This window comes from Gilvimarinus sp. 2_MG-2023, from assembly GCF_030547685.1.
GTDB lineage: Bacteria > Pseudomonadota > Gammaproteobacteria > Pseudomonadales > Cellvibrionaceae > Gilvimarinus.
Genome location: NZ_JAUOQM010000044.1, coordinates 312,492 through 331,988, shown reverse-complemented (window position 1 = coordinate 331,988; position 19,497 = coordinate 312,492). Strand labels below are relative to the sequence as shown.

The 19,497-nt window shown below is 44.9% G+C and carries 11 protein-coding genes; all 11 read right to left on the bottom strand.

Going from position 1 to position 19,497, the window contains the following annotated elements; all coding sequences use genetic code 11:
- Positions 1-115: 115 nt before the first annotated feature.
- The 11 genes from Q4526_RS10715 to Q4526_RS10670 all read right to left on the bottom strand — a co-directional run bounded on the left by Q4526_RS10715 (position 116) and on the right by Q4526_RS10670 (position 19,481).
- On the bottom strand, positions 116-316 hold the full coding sequence (locus Q4526_RS10715; protein WP_215977070.1) for a hypothetical protein: 201 nt from the start codon (positions 314-316) through the stop codon (positions 116-118).
- A gap of 114 nt (positions 317-430) precedes the next feature.
- On the bottom strand, positions 431-958 hold the full coding sequence (radC, locus tag Q4526_RS10710; RefSeq protein WP_215977069.1) for a DNA repair protein RadC: 528 nt from the start codon (positions 956-958) through the stop codon (positions 431-433).
- 759 nt (positions 959-1,717) lie between these two features.
- Complete coding sequence (locus tag Q4526_RS10705; protein ID WP_215977068.1) at positions 1,718-2,443, bottom strand: hypothetical protein; 726 nt, start codon at positions 2,441-2,443, stop codon at positions 1,718-1,720.
- On the bottom strand, positions 2,436-4,460 hold the full coding sequence (gene pglZ / locus Q4526_RS10700) for a BREX-3 system phosphatase PglZ (protein WP_215977067.1): 2,025 nt from the start codon (positions 4,458-4,460) through the stop codon (positions 2,436-2,438). The genes Q4526_RS10705 and pglZ overlap by 8 nt, the downstream gene beginning before the upstream one ends.
- Before the next feature lie 21 nt (positions 4,461-4,481).
- A complete protein-coding gene (locus Q4526_RS10695) occupies positions 4,482-7,310 on the bottom strand; it encodes a DEAD/DEAH box helicase (protein ID WP_215977066.1) in 2,829 nt (942 codons plus the stop codon).
- Entirely contained in the window at positions 7,310-10,141 is a 2,832-nt protein-coding gene (locus Q4526_RS10690; protein ID WP_303609620.1) for a DNA methyltransferase, read from the bottom strand. The genes Q4526_RS10695 and Q4526_RS10690 overlap by 1 nt, the downstream gene beginning before the upstream one ends.
- A gap of 214 nt (positions 10,142-10,355) precedes the next feature.
- Positions 10,356-12,251: an RNA-binding domain-containing protein gene (locus Q4526_RS10685; RefSeq protein ID WP_215977064.1), complete on the bottom strand. Its 1,896-nt coding sequence runs from the start codon at positions 12,249-12,251 to the stop codon at positions 10,356-10,358.
- Positions 12,252-12,260: 9 nt separating this feature from the next.
- Positions 12,261-16,007 (bottom strand): DUF6079 family protein, encoded by a 3,747-nt coding sequence (locus Q4526_RS10680; protein WP_215977063.1) that lies wholly within the window; start codon positions 16,005-16,007, stop codon positions 12,261-12,263.
- Positions 15,994-16,476 (bottom strand): BREX-3 system P-loop-containing protein BrxF, encoded by a 483-nt coding sequence (brxF, locus tag Q4526_RS16495; RefSeq protein WP_368411106.1) that lies wholly within the window; start codon positions 16,474-16,476, stop codon positions 15,994-15,996. The genes Q4526_RS10680 and brxF overlap by 14 nt, the downstream gene beginning before the upstream one ends.
- A 583-nt stretch (positions 16,477-17,059) precedes the next feature.
- Positions 17,060-19,084 carry a DUF927 domain-containing protein gene (locus Q4526_RS10675; protein WP_215977061.1) on the bottom strand — a complete coding sequence of 675 codons (2,025 nt, stop codon included), beginning with the start codon at positions 19,082-19,084 and terminating at the stop codon, positions 17,060-17,062.
- Positions 19,077-19,481, bottom strand: coding sequence for a hypothetical protein (locus tag Q4526_RS10670; RefSeq protein WP_215977060.1), 405 nt, complete (start codon positions 19,479-19,481; stop codon positions 19,077-19,079). The genes Q4526_RS10675 and Q4526_RS10670 overlap by 8 nt, the downstream gene beginning before the upstream one ends.
- Positions 19,482-19,497: the final 16 nt, after the last annotated feature.

Genomic DNA, 19,497 nt, shown 5'->3' with positions numbered 1-19,497 from the left:
TGAGCTAGGTCGTGCCCACAGGGTTAAAAATACAAATTGGATTTAAGAAATGCTTTTAGAAGGCAACCGCCGATTGGAAGTGCAACGGCTTTTTGTTGCGCTTTCTAGCGGTGGTTTATTGTGCTGAAGGAATGATTAAACGGTTAGCCTGAATCAAGCACGACACAGCATCAGCAGGCTCTATTAAAAAAGAGCTAAACCCTGCATCAACTGCTAGCCCATTTGCCGCCTCTAACGACTCAGCAAATATATACACACGCTGCATGGGTACAGATTTTAGACACAACAATTCAAAAGCCATCAATGAAGTAGCCATAGTTATTTCCTTTGGATGTTATTTGATCAACTGATCTGATTACCCATTACAATGGAACCAGCTCAGAATTACGGGGAGTTAATGTTTAGATGGGAGTAGAGCGTGACGGAGCGGCTAAACCAGACCTCGCTCAGCCATGCTGACGCAATCAATGCCTGCAACGATCATGTGGTCTAACACTCGAACACCGACGAGGTCTAATGCCTGGACAAGTTTGTCGGTGATGCTACGATCTGCCTGAGAAGGCTCTGGAATACCGGAAGGATGGCAATGAGCAAAGATAACCGCAGCAGCGTTGTACTTCAGAGCTTGCTTGACCACTTCACGGGGATAGACTGACGCACTATCAATAGTGCCCCTAAACATTTCTTCGTAAGCCAGCACTCGATGCTGACTATCCAGAAATACGACACTGAATACTTCATGCTCAAGCCTTGCCAGCTTGAGCTGAAAGAATATCCTGGTATCACCTGGAGAGCTTAGCTGATCACCTCGGTGAAACCGCTGCTCAATAACACTCAGCAGCAGCTCATACATTTCATCGGTAGAGACAGGCTGTGACAGCGTGTACTTCTCGGGCTCAACTTCAACAACGTAAGGATGGCTAATAGTGGTAGGGTTTGCTTCGTTTGAATAGTTCATCGTATAGACTCCGTAGATTAGATAAAGGGCCTATATGCTCAGATACCAACGGGGGGGTCAGTTCAGACCCCTACCCCCGAAAATATCTACTACACATATAAGCACCCGGTCCATACGTAAAGATTGGATGCTAAACAAATATTTATATCACCCATCACTTGTTAGCTTTAAACTATCAATTGATGTCCTTACTATTGACTTTTCTTATGATTTATGATAAGCTATACAGTAAGTTTTACACATCACTAGAGAAGTTAAGTACATACTAAGATTTACATATATCCTAGTGACATAAAGTTTAAGTGTCTCCTGACAAACTTAAACTGAAAGACGCCTGCAACCAAAAGCAAACAATTATTTAATTGAAATATTTAACTCATTATCGGCTAATAGATGATGAGTAATTAAACTCTGATATATTCTTCCTACCCTCACCCTATTAGCCTCTTTATTATATTCGATGAAAATTTTACAGACTTACGAAGATAGACCTGAAGCTGATAAAGCACTTAATCAGATATCCGGGAATAAGAAAATAGTCAGTGATAGAGAAGACAATCAAGTAATTTAAAAATTATTTGGCGAAGCTACTTGGTCTAACTTTTATGCTCTAGGGGTGTTCAATTTACCTGAGCTAAAGTCAATTCTTGAAGACAGACAAGTTAATTCGACTTATGACTCAGATAGACACAAAGAGATCATCTCAATGCTAGAATACCCAGCCAAGTGTTTCGATCTTCAAATACCGAAACACTGGCATTAACCTTTTAACGACACAAGTGTATCTCCCACTCCTTGATGTAGAACATCCATAAACGGTGACTCTATAACTGATGTGATGTTTTTAGATAGATCAAAAGGAAACCACACAGGATTTGAAATAATTTCATCAACCGACATTCTTGGAGACTCAGACGAAAACAGCATAGTCGCATACAACCATTTCACCACATCATCCGACTGAATTGAAAATCTATGCCCTAGCTTTACTGATGAGTTTTCACCACACTCTAAAATATTCCAATTTATCAAACTCTGCAAATACCGAGCTGATGCTCTCCGGATACTATCCCTGTCACCCACGGACTCAATGACTCTTTGATAGAACTCTGCATTCGTAACTTCATCTTGAAGCTTAAACAGGCGACCTAAGATCTTACCAAGAGATAGAAAATATGGATAACTCATGACACTTAACCCATAGTGAAGCGCTACCTTTTCATCTCCACTAACTCCCTTAAACATTTTCACTGCGGCTTCCTTGAAGGCCTTCTCGTCACTCAACGATTTACACCAGCATGCGGTCAGTATGTTCTTCGTTTTTCGCCGGCTAGTTTCACCTCCCACATACGCCATTAAGTATACGTCAAGGTCATCGTTAATTTCACTGATTGATTTCCCTTCCCCCACCAAGCACGCAGCTTGGTCCATCCACTGCACTTCAACATAACGATCAAATCCAACCAATGGTTTATTCTTACTCATTAGACTCTCTGTTAACAGTTATGTAGGGCACAATAACTTCTTCGATAGCAACGCCACCATGCCCCACGATTCTTTCACCTTTAGCAACAAAAGCTTCTCTACCTTTCATAACCTTAGGCCAATAATCATTGGGCAACCCGGACTGAGGCCAATCAAGGACATCATCAGACTCAATAGAAACACTTTGTCGTAGCGTTTCAGTTTCATAGACACGGGTACGCTCTCCTCGGGATTCGGCAATAGCGCCCTCATTTATTTTACCAGATCCTACCGCTTCGACATTGCCATGATCAGAGGTGATATGCACTGAAAAGCCATTGCTTAGCAAGGCTGTAAGAAGCTTGTCCAGGTAACCTGACTCTGCCCACAAGTTCACCTGATTGTGCATTCCGGCCGCTCCAAGCAGCATACCGTGCATCATGTCATCAACTGTATTGATAACCAAACCAACTGCTCTGAAACGGCGATCACTGAGACGATCTATCAGTGCATCAACATCATCGGTTCCCAGGCCTTTATCATAATAGACCTGACTCTTGTCCAAACCGTAATTCAACCAGAATTGCTCCCAAGCTTTAGGTTCTGAACTAGTCGTAGCAATAGTTTTGGCAAACTGATAAGGCGCTTTAGCCGAGAATAAAGCTTGACGTGATACAGACGTCACCGTGGGCACCCAGGCAAATACTGAGGATTCAACATACGGTTGATCCGCTAGCTTTTGCTTTACTGTAACCCATTGATCCAAAGCCAAGCCATCCACCAAAATCAATGCAACCTTGGCTGACTGATTAGACTCAACCTGTCTCGCCATAACCCTCGGTATATGGTGCAACATTACGGGAGGAACAGGTGGATGATTATGTAAGCCTGCATATTTTTTCAGCAACCACTGAGAAAAGACATCATCAACCTTTTTTTGAACGTCACTGTAGGCTTCAGCATTAGCCAATTTTTTCCGTTTACTGTGGTTATTGAAATGAAAAAGAGCTGAAAACTCAGCCCAACGGAAAGCGAACTGCTGCCAATTCTGATGTCGATCTTCGACACTTGGCAGAGTTTCTTCACATAGCTTTAACAACCCGTTGAAGCGTTTCTGCTGCTCTTTATCGGGGTCCTGCAATACACCAACCAAACACCAGTGCCCTATTAGCCTGTCTGGTGTACTAACCTCAATGGGCGTAAGGTAGCCTTCCAAGAACAGGTTATCTATGTATACCCGCACATCATCATGTCCAAAAGGGAGAATTATCTTATCTTCTGACTCTGCATTCACCAGGTATACAGCCTTCGGCTCTTGAATACCCTGATCCAGAGCTTCAATGACCTCCAGTATATAGCCGGGCCAATGTTGCTGTAAAAATAAGAAAAACGCTTTTTTATCAGCAACGATAGCCTCCAATGACCACATTGCAAACTGCCGACGTTTTTTGAGTAAGGCCACCAGGCGAGCCTTAAGCACATCAGGCAGCTCTATGTCGCGATAGTGCAAACGCAGCAAGGCTCTCAACAAATCAGAAGATGTCTGAACTACCTCTGGAGCAATTTTAAATACATGACGTAACACAAAGTCACTACTGGCACTTTCATTAAGCTCACCCGGCGTATACCCCTCTATCGCATTATCCAGCGCATTAAGCTCTTCAGGCTGCAATGCTTTTAAAACGGTATAGGTCAACTTAGGGAAACAATCCTTCAATGACAGAGACAAACGTGTAGCTTTCTGCGATATATCGAAGGAAATAGCATCAATGTCAAACTGATCACTATCAATACTTACAACACAAGCAGTCTGTTGCGGCTTTACTTTGTGCTCCAAAAAATAACGTAAGGCTATGGGGTCTTCATAGAAATGAAGATCCAACCCTTTAGACATTAATGCCTGCTGTAAAGACTCTTCTGTCAGTAGAGCATCTGGATCATCAGCAATAAATACCGTAGAAATACGACGATCAAGCTGTGCCAGAAATTTTTCCTGCCAAGATGGCATCTCTTCCGGATCATTTACGATATTATTCATAGAGATATTTCCATTGCCACGCTAAGCTCCAGGCTTCACTCGTAGTAGCAGCACAGCATTAAGCTCAGGCTTTAATTTTTGGCGCTCCTGATAATTCAATTCCCACTGCTGCCGCTCTTGCTTGAGCTTATTCAGACGATAGTCTTTCACTTCCAGCAAGCCGATACGCTCAATTGCCTTCTCTCGGGCCTTAAAACCGTACAAGACTTTGTCTTTTTCTAGCTCAAGGCTATCAAGATACCGAGCTTTTAACTGCTCGTAGGTCGACTGACCTAGCTCTTCCGCTTGCTCTCTAACAAAGGAAAATACAGAAGCTTGATTTGGCTGTAAGAACTCCTCCTGAGTAAGCACAGGATCATTACTTAGCAATGCCTCCCATACTCTTTTCGCTGTTGCGGGAAAAGACTTCCCTTCCATAGTTTGATAAACAGGAAAATAGGCCGTTTCCTTGACACTCTTGGACTGGCTAAGACTTGAGGTATCTAGCACTATTTGCCACAGAGACCATATGCCATCAACAGAGTCTGGAATCGTCGGAATACTCACTACCGGGATTTTCTGCTCCGGTATCCAGGCTGGAAGAGTCTGCAACAATGATCCAATCTTCGGCCGATCAAGCGTGACGTGCTCGGCGGTTTGGTTAGCTTCGGCTAATTTATTGTCAAACAGACAGCTATCCCACTGTTCACCATCTGGCCAGGTTAGCTGCCAACTATTATCCGTATTTTGATCTACAACACCACCGTGACTTTTTAGATAGCTGAGCGTCATGCGCTCTATCCAATAGGGTAATGGGTGTAGACTGATTCTTTCCGCTTCAGATACATCAACAGGCGTATCATCCACGAATAACTCTTTACTGCTTTGGCTAGTAGCGGCTTGCGAGCGAAGTTGCTCCAAGGCCTTCTCTATCTCAATATCAATTGCGTCAGGGTTATTTATTGCACCTGTATAAAGCTCATCAAATAGCTGGCCAGCCTGCGCGGAATCCAAGACATCACTAGTTTTATCCACACCAAACTCTTCAAGTATGGTATTCAGTTTTTCTTCCAGCACTTCCCTTACCCTGTGCTCAACCGTATCTTCAAATACCAGATTAAGCGCTCTTACGACTTTTTTCTGACCAATACGATCCACTCGACCTATTCGCTGCTCTAATCGCATTGGGCTCCAGGGGATGTCGTAATTAATAATCACATGACAGAACTGCAAATTCAGACCTTCACCACCAGCATCCGTAGAAATGAGCACTCGGGACTCGTCAGCAAATGACTTTTGCACATGTTTACGCTCTTCCATACTTAAAGAGCCATTCAGCGTCACAACGGACATACCACGAGATTTAAGGAATTCAGCTAGCATCATTTGTGTGGGCACAAATTCAGTAAAGATTAAGACCTTTAGATTGGGGTCATCCTCTTCTCGCTGAAGCTGGGTAACCCACTCAAGCAACGCATCAGCCTTAGCATCAATGCTTTGCTGCATACACTTATCAGCCAAGCCCAGTAACCACTGTACCTCCTGCTTTTCGTCTTTCAGTGCTTTAATCTTGGCATTCAACAACTCATCGGTCTGTTGCTCACCGTCCAAATCTTCCCACTCATCGGGCGCAAGCAATGACGCTTGCTCCGCTAATGACGGTTTATTCAGTACATCTAAACGACGCTGTAAAGTGGCGCGAATAGCCGCAGGACTTGAGACCACCAAGCGCTGCATCAGAATCATCAAGAAGCCAATGGCATTCTGCTTAGCTGCCAATGCCTTGTTATAGCCTTCTCTCACATAGTCGGTAACAGCATCGTAGAGTTCACGTTGAACACTATGATTGGCCTGCCAGGCTACAGTGACTAACTGAGTTTTGCGCGGTCTAAATAGAGCTTTGCCTTCAGCATCAATAGCATGGCGCTTCTCAGTACGGATAACATAAGGCTTTACTCGCTCCTGTGTAACAGAGGTTTCATCAGGGAAATGCTCTCTATCCAGCAACGTCATTAAACGGTGAAAGCCATCAGATTTTCCTTGGTGCGGTGTAGCAGACAACAGTAAGAAATACGGTGCTGAGTCGGCCAAGCCTTGGCCTAACTTAAAACGAGCTACAGTATCGGTACTGCCCTGCAAACGATGAGATTCATCAACGACAATCAGATCCCAACCCGCACTGATCAGATCATCAAAGCGTTGCTTGTTGTATTGATTAATCTTATCCAGATTCCAACCACGACGTTTTTCGATAGGTTTAATGGAATCCATCGGGCAGATCACCTGATCATGACGCTGCCAAATATTTTCTTCAGGATCAGCAGTGCCGATTGCCTCACCGGGAATCATCAAATCGAACGACTCATTGAAATGGACTTGCATTTCACTGACCCACTGCGTTGCCAGCCCTTTAGGGGCTACCACGAGAATTCTGCGCACTAAACCACGCAACTTCAACTCTCGCATAATCAAACCGGCCTCAATGGTTTTTCCCAAGCCAACCTCATCAGCTAGCAGATAACGTACCTGAGACTGGCTAACAGCCTTGTTCAACGCTTTTAATTGATGAGGCAGCGGAATGACATTGCTGCCCATCGGGGCCAGCAGCGCTTCCTCTTGCTGGCTTGCAGCCACACGGGCAGCGGTAGCCAAATAGGCGATAGAAGCAGCACACATGGATTGAGCAGCGACAAGAGGTGATACCTGTTCAGGCCCTACCTTGATTACACTGTTATCCTGCGATAACCATACTCGATAATTTGCAATACCCCATAAGCAGTGGGCATCTACAATTTTACCTGTCTGCCGGTATTGCTCCAACCACACCCAGTCGCCTACTTGAAAATTGTTATCCATAACGTCTTGATTCATTAAAACAGACTCTCATCACTATGACGGGTCTGCGCCTGGTCATACCACATAAGCAGCTTCTGATCTTCCTGCAGCAAGTTTTGCGGAATTTTCTCTGCCACTTGGATAATGGTTGGGTAATCCCGCTCCTGCCAAGCTTTCTTAAAGCCACAGCGTACCGCCTCCATACGCACTGTTTTCAGTCTTCGCCCTGTATGCGCTCTATACTCTTCAAACTGTTTCAGCAAATCCCGCTCTCGCAGCTTCTGCAAGTCCTCTTCACGATCAAGATTTGGCACATACCAACGGTCTTTTGCTTTTTTAATCAGTAGCGGATCGTCTTTAGACAGATTCCGCATTTCCTTAAAGTTAGTAGACAAGTAACTATGGATTTGTGGAGGTAATGGGCTTTCGCCATCGTATTTAATGAAATTTTGTTCGAGAAGCTTGGAGAGCTCCAACTGTTCTTCGGATTTTTTCCAACCAGATAATTCATTTATAAACTTAGGGTGCACATCTTGATAGGGCTGGGGCTTTTCATTTAGTAACTGCCTAAGCCATTCGATAGCAGATGCCTCATCATCGACAAAGATAGACAGTTGTTTCAACTGCCTCCCTCTCAAACGTGCCTTGTCGTATTCTGCAACCTGGTCAGGCAAAAAGATCATACCATCACGCTCAACAAACCGTTCAAGCAAACCTACCTGAAACTCTTTGCTTGAAACAGGCACATCCCTTAGATTTCTAACAAAGTAGGAAACAACTTGATCAAATATTATACGAGGGTCACGCTCTGGTATTTTTACAATTTCACCAGCTTGCTGCTTCACCACTAGCAAGTAACCGAGATGTGTTCTTACGAAATCCCACACACCGTCTGAATCAGATTCATTTACAAATCTTTCCTCAAATCCACCATTTGGCTTGTAAGCGGAAATCACCAAATCCTGCTTTACCGAAGTAGGATTTGTAACCGCATTAAATCCATTATGTGTTTTATTAAGAGCTGAAATATTTGAGATTATAAATCCAGCCCTGGATATCGACTCTTGGATCACATTCCACACTATTGCACTAGTGTTTGAAAACTCCACCGTCATCCACCTTCCCGGCTTCAACATATCATAAACGTTCTCAAAGGCAGCACTCATTATGTGACGGTATTCTTCCGAACCCTTTCCTTGCGACCTGCTTTCAATCGCCTCCTCTAGAATACTGGTCCGGACTTTATTCCAAGCTTCCCAGACTATGTTCAACTCCGAGTACATTAAATTTGACCCAAATGGAGGATCAATAAAGACATAATCTAAACTATTTGAAGGGATACTATATTTCGATTTGGCGGTTGAAGAAGTTTCAATAATTGATGACTTCCCCTCAGCTGCATGCGCCACTGATTTCATTCTTAATCTAAACCTTTCAATCAGGTTTGTCTCAACAGAAAGCGAGCTCACATACAATGTTCCTTGAAGAGTTTGCCCAATAACTCCTCCTCGCTTTTTAAAGTAGTTAGACGTAAGTAGTCGATTTTGTTTAGTTCCCCATACTTGGGATGACGTTAACCACATCTTTAGATGCTGGCTGGCATCGGGGGTAGCTTTTACTTTCTCATAGAATGCCGAGAGCACTGCCAGGTTTTTCTTAGTATACATGTGATGAACATGAGTCAAACCCAACCGTATGGGCTCGCCTGTTTTATCACCTTTAACAAACTCCACAGAAGGAACCCAGCCACTTATTTCCTGACGAGAGGATTTTTCAAAAATTTCCAGATCTCTTTTATCTGGCACTTTTTCAAATCTCTTCGTCACACCAGGAACAGAATAATTTATTAAGACTGGCTTCTGTTTTGAATACCGCACTTCTTTTTCTAGGATTGGGTCGTACTCATTTACCCACGTCTTTTCCAAGCTTCGTTTTTTGAGCTCTGCTGCACAAGAGGGGCATGCAAAACTATCTCTTACCGAACCTTTTTCTTCGTCAACTGCCACATCCCAGAAAATTATTTCAGTGGCACACTCGGGGCAGGAAAAAACATCTGACCATACTGTAAAATTGATAGACCCTAAAGTTTTTTCATCTGAGTGCAACGTGGAATACATCCAGCCATACTCATTTTCGATTTCACCTAGAATTCGATTAGCCTGGCTTTCAAAAACAGCCTTATTTACAGGCGCATTAAAATTAGAAGCTATCAAAGTTGCCGCAGGCGAGAGGTCATTTAGTATTGTCTTTCTTTCCCCGAGTTTAGAGAAAGGTTCCCATATACTTCTACCATCGATCCCCTTCGTTTCTGATAGTATTTTTCCGTCTGGCAACACACGGTATCCTAATGATTCCACTACAGTTTTATTTCCGCACTGCTGAGCAGCCACACCTGTCATCCCAGTACCGCAGAACCCATCGAAAACAATATCTCCAGGACTCGTATAATGCAGGACATACCGCATTATCGCTTTATGTGGAACCTTAGTATGGTAACTATGAGCATTATAAATTGGGTCGTTCTTGCCTTCGCTCACATCAGCAGCATATGGTTCGCGCTTGTACTCTTCTAACGCATCATAAGGTCTACCATAATGACGAACAAAATCTTCAACAAATGGATTCGGGCAAGCTGTGTAATATGGTGGGTCAGACAGCTCTAAAATGTCTTCATCATCACCAATGGGAAACCCTTCGATCGCCCGAAACTCCGGATCTTTTAACTTCTCGGCTAGGATAGCCAAGTAGTAATCTCGACGGGCTTGGTCGCTCTCAAATGTTTTACCCAAACACTCAACAGGACCATCTTCCTTAACTTGATAATTAGGATCTTCCAGCCCTAAACCTTGTTGCATATCGTTTGCCATGGTTATCTCGTCTTTATCGTAAACTGCCGCTAGCTCGCTGTGATCGAGCATAGGCGCTATTGTTTTTAGTCAGCCTGCTCATCTAACAAGCTGACGGCATCCACCAAATCTGCTCAGCGAACATACTCTGTATTTGCTATTTAAGCCGAGTTATGCCATTTCTTAAACAATGGGTTGGTCACTTCTCAGTCCAGCTTGGTCACTTTTGACCAGGCTAGGCCTGAGGTTGGTCACTTTCCAGAAGCTTTTCCTGCAAGGCGAGCCCCAAATCCGTTAGATAGTAAGCCTGGTTAGGGTGATTTGGGCTATCTGAGTACAACTCACTGACAATACCCAGATTAATCACGGGCTGTAACTGCTTGTTTTTAAAGTGAGTTCTATGGCTGACATTTACCACATGCATCAGGGCTGCTAGCCCCATTTGCCCGTCAAATGCCTGAATTAGCACCCGATTCTTTTTGGTGAGCGATGACAGTATCCGTTCAACTTGGTCACTATCCACATCCAGCTTGGTCACTTTCTCCGTGCTAACCTCTGTATTTAGAGGCCCAGCTTGGTCACTTTTTTTTGATTCCACGTCCAGCTTGGTCTCTTTTGGCCGCTCCGCAGCTTGAGCAGCACTATCTTGTTGGAGATCAGCTAACGCTTCAGTAAAATGATCCATTGCCTGATACCCTTCAGGCAGTGCCTGCAATAGGCTTTGCCTTGCCAGATAATCAGTGGCTGGATAGATATCCGCAGTACTAACGTTGAGTTCTTCAGCCAGAGCTTCAACGGTCATTGTCTGACCGAGCACAGCAGCAAATACACGGGCCTGCAAATCTGTAAGATTGACACCAACCTTGTCACGGATAGTATCTTGAAGCGGCGATACTTTCGGCTGCTTGCCCAAGGTAATTTGAAAGGTCTTCTCTCTTCGACTGTTTTCTATCACAGGCTCTGGGCGATCAAGGTGCAGCCAGCTACGGTAAATCTCTTTAATGCCAGAGCCCGCTCGCTCACTAAGCCCTATCCGGTGGAAGGTTTGCATTACCATTGGATTGCGGCTTTTACTTTGCCCAGAGGCAATCTGGCCCTGCTCTACCAGTGAATCTCCCGGGTTCCAGTATTGACTGATATCCTTGTAGAACTCGACCCTAGGCACACGGGTATGATCAGCAAAATCCTGATGCACTAACAGGTTGACCGTGGCCTCACGAAAACCGATATAATCCGGAGTTTCATTGTTCCTGTGAAGATTACTCTCATCAATATCAAAAGGTTGTTCTGCCCAATACATGTAACGGTCGGCGAGTACTCGCCATGCTTCAAAAAGGTTGAGGGATTCATGCTCTGAGGGCCTTCTATCCTGCCAGCGGGTAGTACCAGATCTGTCGTCAAAGTTCGATGAAAACCAGAAAGCGTCAACGACGTTTCTGGCTAGAATGTGATTAATGGACTTTTCACTACCAAACATCAAGATTGCTGCTTTGGTAGGCTTAAGCTCTTCACCATCTTCCCGTATTAGCCCCAGATCATCCAGGAACTCCAGATCGTTCAGTTCATAATATTTTTGGTTGTGGCGACTCTCAAAAACCTTTCGATACCACTTAATGGTATTGGCATTAAAACACTGCTCAACATTCAGCTCTAATAGCTGATCTGTGATACTGGTGCAGTTGGCGTCCAATAGCATCTGCGCCAATTCTTCATCATTAGCCACTTCATCTCTAGCACCATTACGAACATAGGCTACCCAGCCACCCTTCTCTCGAAGCTTAACGGGCTTATTTTGGCGCTTACTGTCCTGTATCTGTACCACCAGAACATATTTACCATCAATACTAATTAAGCTCGGTGTGTCATACACCAGCGGGCTACTGAACTTTTGAATATTTTTAAGTAAACCAAGACATTGGTCCTGGACCTCATCTATTTTGTCTTTATCAATTCCTGAGATAGCTGGCAGTTTTTTCTCATCGACCCCTAGTATCAAATAGCCGCCGCCACAATTGGCAAAGGCACATAGGGTACTGGCTGCATCTTTAGGAAACGCGCGGGCCGATGTTTTTAACTCGACATCGGCCCACTCCGGTTTATTTACTAGCTGCCTTAATTCCGCTACATCCATGACACCACCTTACTTAAGCACAATTCGTACTTTGCTCTTATCCTGGCCACGGCACTGCGCAGCTAAAAACGTATCTAGCCGTGATTTAAGCTGATCTACAGTTGCCGCATAGCCTTGAGCAAACAAGGCTTGCTGAATTTGATCACCGCTTAATTCGATAGGAACCAAGCCTTGCAGTACCTGACGAAGAGCCTTTACAAAACTCTCGTGCACTGGATACGGAAGGGATTTACTACCAATGAAATCATCGACTAACTGACGCTCTTCAGCGGCCAACAAGTGAAGACTGTCATGCGTTACTGGATCTTCAAGGTTATCCAGTAGTGTCTGCGTCCACTCTTGAACTAGCTGATCCAGTTTGTTTTCCAGGTTCTCCAACTTCTGCGAGGCAGATACAGACAAGTCCTCGTGGTTGGGCTGGAAGCCTGAATGACTGGGAACAGGATCTAGCTGAAGGTCTTTTTCCGACAAGGCACTGGCTGCTTTCAGCGACGCCAGGGCATTGCGAAACTCGGAAAGCTGATTGCTCGGCAAAATATCAACGGTACTCAAAGCTTGCAATTGGTCGATGCGATTATCATTGAGCAATTGAGCTTTGCGTTTATCCTCGTTAAGTGTCAGACGGGCCTTGGCGAATAGGGCCGAATACAAGCGAATGTATTCATTTTTAAGTTCAGCCAGCTGATTGATGGCTCTCGACTGAAAACCCGATTTCATCCGCTTCTCAGCATCACCTAATGCCTGCAGTAAATCAGCCCTAACAGCCTTAAGGCGTTCCTGCCAACCAGAGACGTCTTTGTGCTTCAACGGCAATACCGCCTCAGCCTTGGATAAATAGTTAGCCCTCGTACTCAGCTCTTCAACCAATTGCTGCAAACGCTCAATAGCATCAAGCTGTTCCAATCCGGCTTTATGAGTACGGACCTCCTCAACGCCATAACGGAAGTTTTTTAGCTTGCCGGCTGTACTGTAAGCCTGCAGACTTTCCAAAAAGTTTTTGGTTTCAGTTAGCTGCTGCCTGTATTGCTCAGCTTCGGCCTCTGTGAGCACACTTCCGCTCCAGAACGGTAGCTGTTCTCTGAGGCTATGTATCGTCGTCACCAGCTTTTTAATTTTACTTGCAATCCGATCTTGCAGAGATGCAATACTGCCATCCTTCCCTTGCGATATTTCAATAGCGAGGCCTGGCGCTAAATCTAACAATTCAAACAATGCTTGCAGCCCTGGCAAATTCCAGTCTTTAGGCTGCTCAATATGTTTAAAGGCGGCAATATCAGCTACAGGCGTAGCCGCAAGCTCAGACAATTTGGAAGCATCAAATTTGTTACCGGGTATCGCTAATACAATATCACCGTTATACACCAAGCTTACTAATAGCACTGCGGTCCATTCGTTCTCCAAGCGGTAGTTGTCCGGCGCCAGATACTCTGTACCGTTAACCTCCTCCAACAGTTCGGTATGGTTAACCACCTGACCTTGCGCTTTGGCCTTTAACTTATTCACAATATACTGTGCGTAAGGTGAAAGGCCCGGAGCTATTCGATCACCATCCAATAGCTTCAACGCATCCATTATCGCTACTGCTTGCTTGGTAGAATTACCGCCACTGATGACACGCAAACAATCTTTGGCGTACTGTTCACGATTTCTATTTGTAACCAATATTGAGAACTTTGGGTATTCGGGAGCTAATTCTTGAAAGTGGCCAGACAGACAGATACCGGAGATGGTGTTAACCATATCGCGAAAGTTAATGCGCTCATTAGTTCCGAGTCCAGCTCTATCCCGTAAAGATTGACCTTTAATCCAGCCCATCATGGGCTTTTTCTTGCCCTGATAAACCACATCAAAGGCCTTATTCATATTCTCCTGCAGCCACTTATTGATATCACGCTGAAAGCTAGTAGCCTTGGCCTCATAGGTTGCTTTAGCATGGCCGGACGCCGTTCCTGACAAGTCGATAGCGGCGGCATAATTTTCTAAGGCAGACTTAAAATCATTATCGTAGTTGGAAAGAATAAATTGCAGTTCATCCGAGCGCTTCTCATCTTTTATCTTAGGCGCATCAAAAGGCTGTATGAAATACAGGTAGAAATCTCTTGGGGGGTAAGCAGTGCTGCGCTCGTTAGGCGTTCCGAAAAATAGCCAACCCATACGGCCAGAATTTCGGTCTGACCAGATAACTTCATTGGTCCATAAGTCTCTGTAGTTTTCAGCTTTTTGTAAGTCTGTACACTCTAGTATATGGTTAAGGGCTTGATGATAAGCCCGATTCAATAGTTCGGGGCTTAGAGTTTCTGCACGTTGCTCAATAATCGCATCAAAATCATCTGTTTTTTTCAGGTCGATATAAAACTGATGGTTATCGGTATTCACAGATATAAACTGCCCACTAACAGTTTTGTGAATTTCACGCAGCACAGTCTCTACTTGTGACAACAGGTCATCTGAAGGCTCACCGCCCAAATCTTCAATACCAGGCTGATATAAACAGAGCGAATCACGCAACTCTTTAGCCGTAGCGCCAACAGGAGCATGGATGTCGTTTACGGTCAAACGATGTAATGATAAAGCATCAATTATACGTAGCGCCATGCTCTGGTAAGCCGGACGGGTAAAGCTACGATTCACTCGCTCATGCAGTACATTACTAACATCAATCACTTCTCGGATATCTGGAATGGTTCGATACCCAGCATCAACACTCAACTCTTTCCAGTAGCTATCATAAGCAACTAACCCAGGATAATCATTGGGCACACTCTGCGTCATTAGCCTTTTCATGCTGCGAGAAAGACTCTTCAAGATCTGACGTTTTTCTACAGCGCTAACTTGCTCAAAGGTATCAATATAATCTGGGTGCACTGGAAATAAATTAACAAACTCATCTAGACGCTCGTTCATGCTTCCATAAAACTTGGCAAATGGGGTCAGATAGTCGCGAATGTTGGCCTGTTGATCTGCCGTTTTTTTCAATAGCCTTTCGGCCACAACATACTTGATATCGTTTCGAGCAATAAACACTTGTTCGAAACGGTCCTTCACTCGGCGAAGTCGATCTGAAACGAACTTGAAGCGATGACTATCAAATATTGCCTCCTGAATCCCTGCAATATATCTAAAGCGTAACTCTTTGCAGGACTCACCGATTTCGCGCATAAACCCTAAGTCTTGTACCACTTGCTGATCTTTACGAGAATCTAAGTAATCCAGTAATTCATCGACTACAAATAGTAGACCTTGGTCCGGGTAGACAGCATGAAACGCTACCATCATATCCTCAAAGCATGCTTTATGATTGGTGACTTCATCTGCTGGAGGAAATTTGTATTCGACTCCTATTTTGGATAGCTCTTCAGTCAACATCGTCGTGACTATGTCCCGTAACGACATTTCTGATGCAGCACTGACTTCTGTGCGGATAACTTTAAACTTTCCAGCTATAGATTTAGCTGCTTCTGCTACCTTCGGGTGACTAATATCAGCTAATAGCTCCTCATGCTCAGCGATACTTGAAACCACAGACATCAGATGCGATTTACCGGTACCGTAGTTGCCTACAACCAGAACCCCTTTGTTGTCCATCGGCTGATCGAACTGTAACTGGGGAATTACTATGTCTGATAAACGCTCTGCCATCTCATCCGAGATAACGTACGTTTTTACCATATTCGAGGCTGTTTGCTGGTCATTTGCAGCTCGGAGCTGAAGCACAGTCTCCAGTGGCTCAAACTGTATTAAATCACCGTATTTCATTTATATCCCTCAAATGCAGCTGAGCATCAGCTGAAAGAAAAATCACATCATCCAACTCGGAAGGCTTATACATTCGATACTCTGGGTGGCTAACGTTTGCGTAACTTAAACCGTTCGAGTTTATTTCTCCCGGCCAAGACACAATTATAGTTTTCGTTCTAGCACATTTCATTAGTAGCTTAAGTGGGTCTACCGCGAGAGAGCGGTCAAACAAGACCTCTAAACCAATAAGTAAAACTACTCCTCTTACCTGTTGTTGGACAAGACTTTCTACATAACTAGTACAAATCAGAGTCCATTCCGATTTTGGTGTCGACATCAAATGCTCTGACACCAGCTTGTTTAGGTTCCACTTTGGCGTGTCATCAAAGCTACTGCTTGCAGCCTGTTCAGAGGATATGCATATCAAGCGAGTACGATTTAACGCTGCGCGCCCTAACGCCTCCTCCAAGCTAGAAAGATACAGCATTAGTCCTACCTCTGAATTTGCAACATAGCCCAACAATCCTTCGCTCACGACCGGCTTCGGACCGATTTAATGGAGCGGCCTCACTGTATTTATATAGCAAGTAAAAACCTACGACTAATATGAGCTATCCAACAGACTTGCCACCCACTAAAACCAATGGCCATCTAGATAGGTAGAAGTGTTCACTTGCCACGCCATAACCAAGAGCAATGAAACTACCACCCCAACTGGATAATGCGCCACACTCAATAGTCATCACCCGCTCATTATTGTTCATGTAGCATATAGTTATAACTATCCTAGCCTAAGTTAACCTAATACTATATGCCTCGTGGAATATTACAGATCACCCACGCAGGAAACAAGGAAGTATGCGCCAAAGTATGGCCTATAAGCCCAATGTGAGTTTTAGATAACTTCACGGGAGAATACCTAGCGTTTTTGTGTGTTTTCACAATAATTTTGATCAACATTTGTCCAGGTGTAGAAGCGGATATATATAACTGATCATTAAATTACCCAGAACAGAACGGAAAAACGGGAAAACGGCAATAAGCACGATTTCCCGCTTTCCCACGAAAGACTAAGCAGACAAAAAATCAAGGCGAAGCACAATGAGCTTTAGGTTTCCCTTGCCGGGTACAGTACGACGTACTGTGTACCGGTCATCACTCAGTTTTAAGAGCGCTCCTTGCTCATGCAGCCTTGAATACACCCGATTGCGACGGATAGTAGGGTCTAGGACTCCATCTAAGGTGGCCTCTTCAAACGCCAAGCACTCTACCCCATTCTCTTGCATCTTGTAGCCTAGGTGTCGTGTGCTTCCAGCATCGGCTTGCGGGTTAATAAATGCGTGTTGGTTACGAGACAGGTACTCCCTTACCCCGTCTATCGCATACTCCAGCTCATCTTTATCCTCTAGGCCGCCACACCAGGCTTCAAATGCGGTATCAACAGCATTAATGATGCCGTCCTGAGAGAAAGGTAGCACACCAAAGTTAACAGCTAGCTTTCCGGCAAAGCGGATCACAGCAAAATGCTCTGCTGCACGCTTCTCATGCGAACGATCCACTTTAGACCGAAAGCTTTGAGCCAACGTCTCCAGCTCGTCTTTTAGGCTAGAGAACCACCCGTGCTCTTTAGTCGCAGTATCAATAAAGTCTTTAGTAAACGACTTGAATGCAGTGCCGTAATACTCAAGACACTGCTCTTTAATCATATCTGCAAGAGCCGCCCCAGTTTGGCCAACTCCTGGCACGATCATAGTCTCTTGGCTCACCGGTATATCTAACACACGTGCTATATGACCATTTTTAAGGCTCCCATCTTTCGCGCGGATAAACGACAGGAACGACTGTTCTCCGGTCACGACCGGAATTGTATGCCAGCTATGGTATGCACCACTCCCCGCTCCAGGACCCATTCGCCCTTTACCTCGACCATCAATCAGCATGTAAAGCATCTGCCCTACATCCTTGCCTTCGGACATACCTATCTCATCGAGCAGTAGAGGCTGTGAATCATACGCCTGAGCGACCACCTCTAGATGGTTGTTCGTATGACGGCAATTATTAATACAGGTCAATTGATTTCTGGAGGGATCTCCTCCCGGTCCAATAGTGGACGCACACACCTGTAAGCCTGTCGTCTTGCCTGAACTAGACTCAGAGTGTAAGGCAACGGCAAAGCTCGACCGCCCCAATGCCTTTGTAATGATAGGCACGAAGGCTACGCACAACATAAAAATTAACATTGGGCTTCTGCTGCATGGTGCGGCCACATTGGCCTTCCATTGGTCTAAGGTACCCTTATCAGCGCTATTTGCTCGGTACCCGTTTGTACCTTGGGGTAGGTACATAATTTCAGCATCCTCATCTCCTATAACCTCCCCATTCAGAATGAAATAATGGTAACCTTCCCGGCTGGTCACCAAGCCCTGGCGATGGAACACCTGCATTCGCTTGGTGGGGTTAACCGACATCAGGTACTCTTTGAGCTCTTTACCTCCTGTACGAAAAATGCGAAACCCTTTACTAAGCAAGAGCTTTACAAGCTCTCCCTGTTTTTGCATCAGCTGAGCAGGGATATCCATGATGACAGGATCACCGGAGTGATCTAGAAAAACTAAACGAACAGCCCATTCGCCTGTCTCTGCGTTGTAGCCGCGCGATCCTGCGAATATGAGACTGCTCACCACTTCAGGGCCGCTGGCTGCCTCAAAATACAAAGAATCGCTAATATAGCGGAATCCCGGTGGTGGTTTTGGGATGGAGCCACCTAACGCATCACCAAGCTTACGCTTCACATGAGCGTCTATTTGCATTCTGCTATCGTCTTCTATCGTCTGCTCATCATCAAACGACGGGATATAGTCGGGCATAAACTTAAGGTACTGCTGGACTTGAGAAAAAAACTTTTCCGGTTCCACTCCCTTCTCATCAGCCTTCTCTGCGAGCATCATCAAAAACGACTCTTTATAGCTATCATCGAGTTGCTGGCTTTCGCCAGCTCCCGATTCAACCTCATGAGTCACGTTTGAAAGCATCAATTTATCGGTCGCAGGAAACGAACCATCTCCCTCGCTCTGATGGTTGACTGAATTACTCATCAGCATCAACCTCCTGTAAACCGCGAACCACTTCCAACTTAGAACGAAGCAAGCCAATCACCTCGTCCAAACCTAAACCCTCTAGGTTAAGGCGAGACTCCACCTCCTCGACGGTAGTCATGCCTGTCGCAACCGTTGCAAGGTTTGACAACACTACACTGGCTTCAAAATCCAGCGAACGTTGCTGTTCAGCTGCCCGCAGCCTGGAGCATTCCGCCATCTCTTGGGCTAAGGCATCATCCCGTTCAGCCAAGATAGCAACAAGCTCAGAAAAGTCGTTTTCAAGCCAGCTCTCTAACACTTCAAGCGGTATCCCGCTGCGCTCAGATATTTCAGCAAGCGCCTTTTGGTTTGCCAAATATGGCAACAGGACAACGAGCTTACGTGGTGGGGACATCCGTAGATAACCAGAA

Bases quoted from the DNA above. Each gene is read 5' to 3' on its own strand.
- Q4526_RS10695 (WP_215977066.1), bottom strand. From the start codon at position 7,310: ATGAATCAAGACGTTATGGATAACAATTTTCAAGTAGGCGACTGGGTG.
- Q4526_RS10670 (WP_215977060.1), bottom strand. From the start codon at position 19,481: ATGTCCCCACCACGTAAGCTCGTTGTCCTGTTGCCATATTTGGCAAAC.
- radC (WP_215977069.1), bottom strand. From the start codon at position 958: ATGAACTATTCAAACGAAGCAAACCCTACCACTATTAGCCATCCTTAC.
- Q4526_RS10675 (WP_215977061.1), bottom strand. From the start codon at position 19,084: ATGAGTAATTCAGTCAACCATCAGAGCGAGGGAGATGGTTCGTTTCCT.
- brxF (WP_368411106.1), bottom strand. From the start codon at position 16,476: ATGCTGTATCTTTCTAGCTTGGAGGAGGCGTTAGGGCGCGCAGCGTTA.
- Q4526_RS10715 (WP_215977070.1), bottom strand. From the start codon at position 316: ATGGCTACTTCATTGATGGCTTTTGAATTGTTGTGTCTAAAATCTGTA.
- Q4526_RS10685 (WP_215977064.1), bottom strand. From the start codon at position 12,251: ATGGATGTAGCGGAATTAAGGCAGCTAGTAAATAAACCGGAGTGGGCC.
- pglZ (WP_215977067.1), bottom strand. From the start codon at position 4,460: ATGAATAATATCGTAAATGATCCGGAAGAGATGCCATCTTGGCAGGAA.
- Q4526_RS10680 (WP_215977063.1), bottom strand. From the start codon at position 16,007: ATGAAATACGGTGATTTAATACAGTTTGAGCCACTGGAGACTGTGCTT.
- Q4526_RS10705 (WP_215977068.1), bottom strand. From the start codon at position 2,443: ATGAGTAAGAATAAACCATTGGTTGGATTTGATCGTTATGTTGAAGTG.
- Q4526_RS10690 (WP_303609620.1), bottom strand. From the start codon at position 10,141: ATGGCAAACGATATGCAACAAGGTTTAGGGCTGGAAGATCCTAATTAT.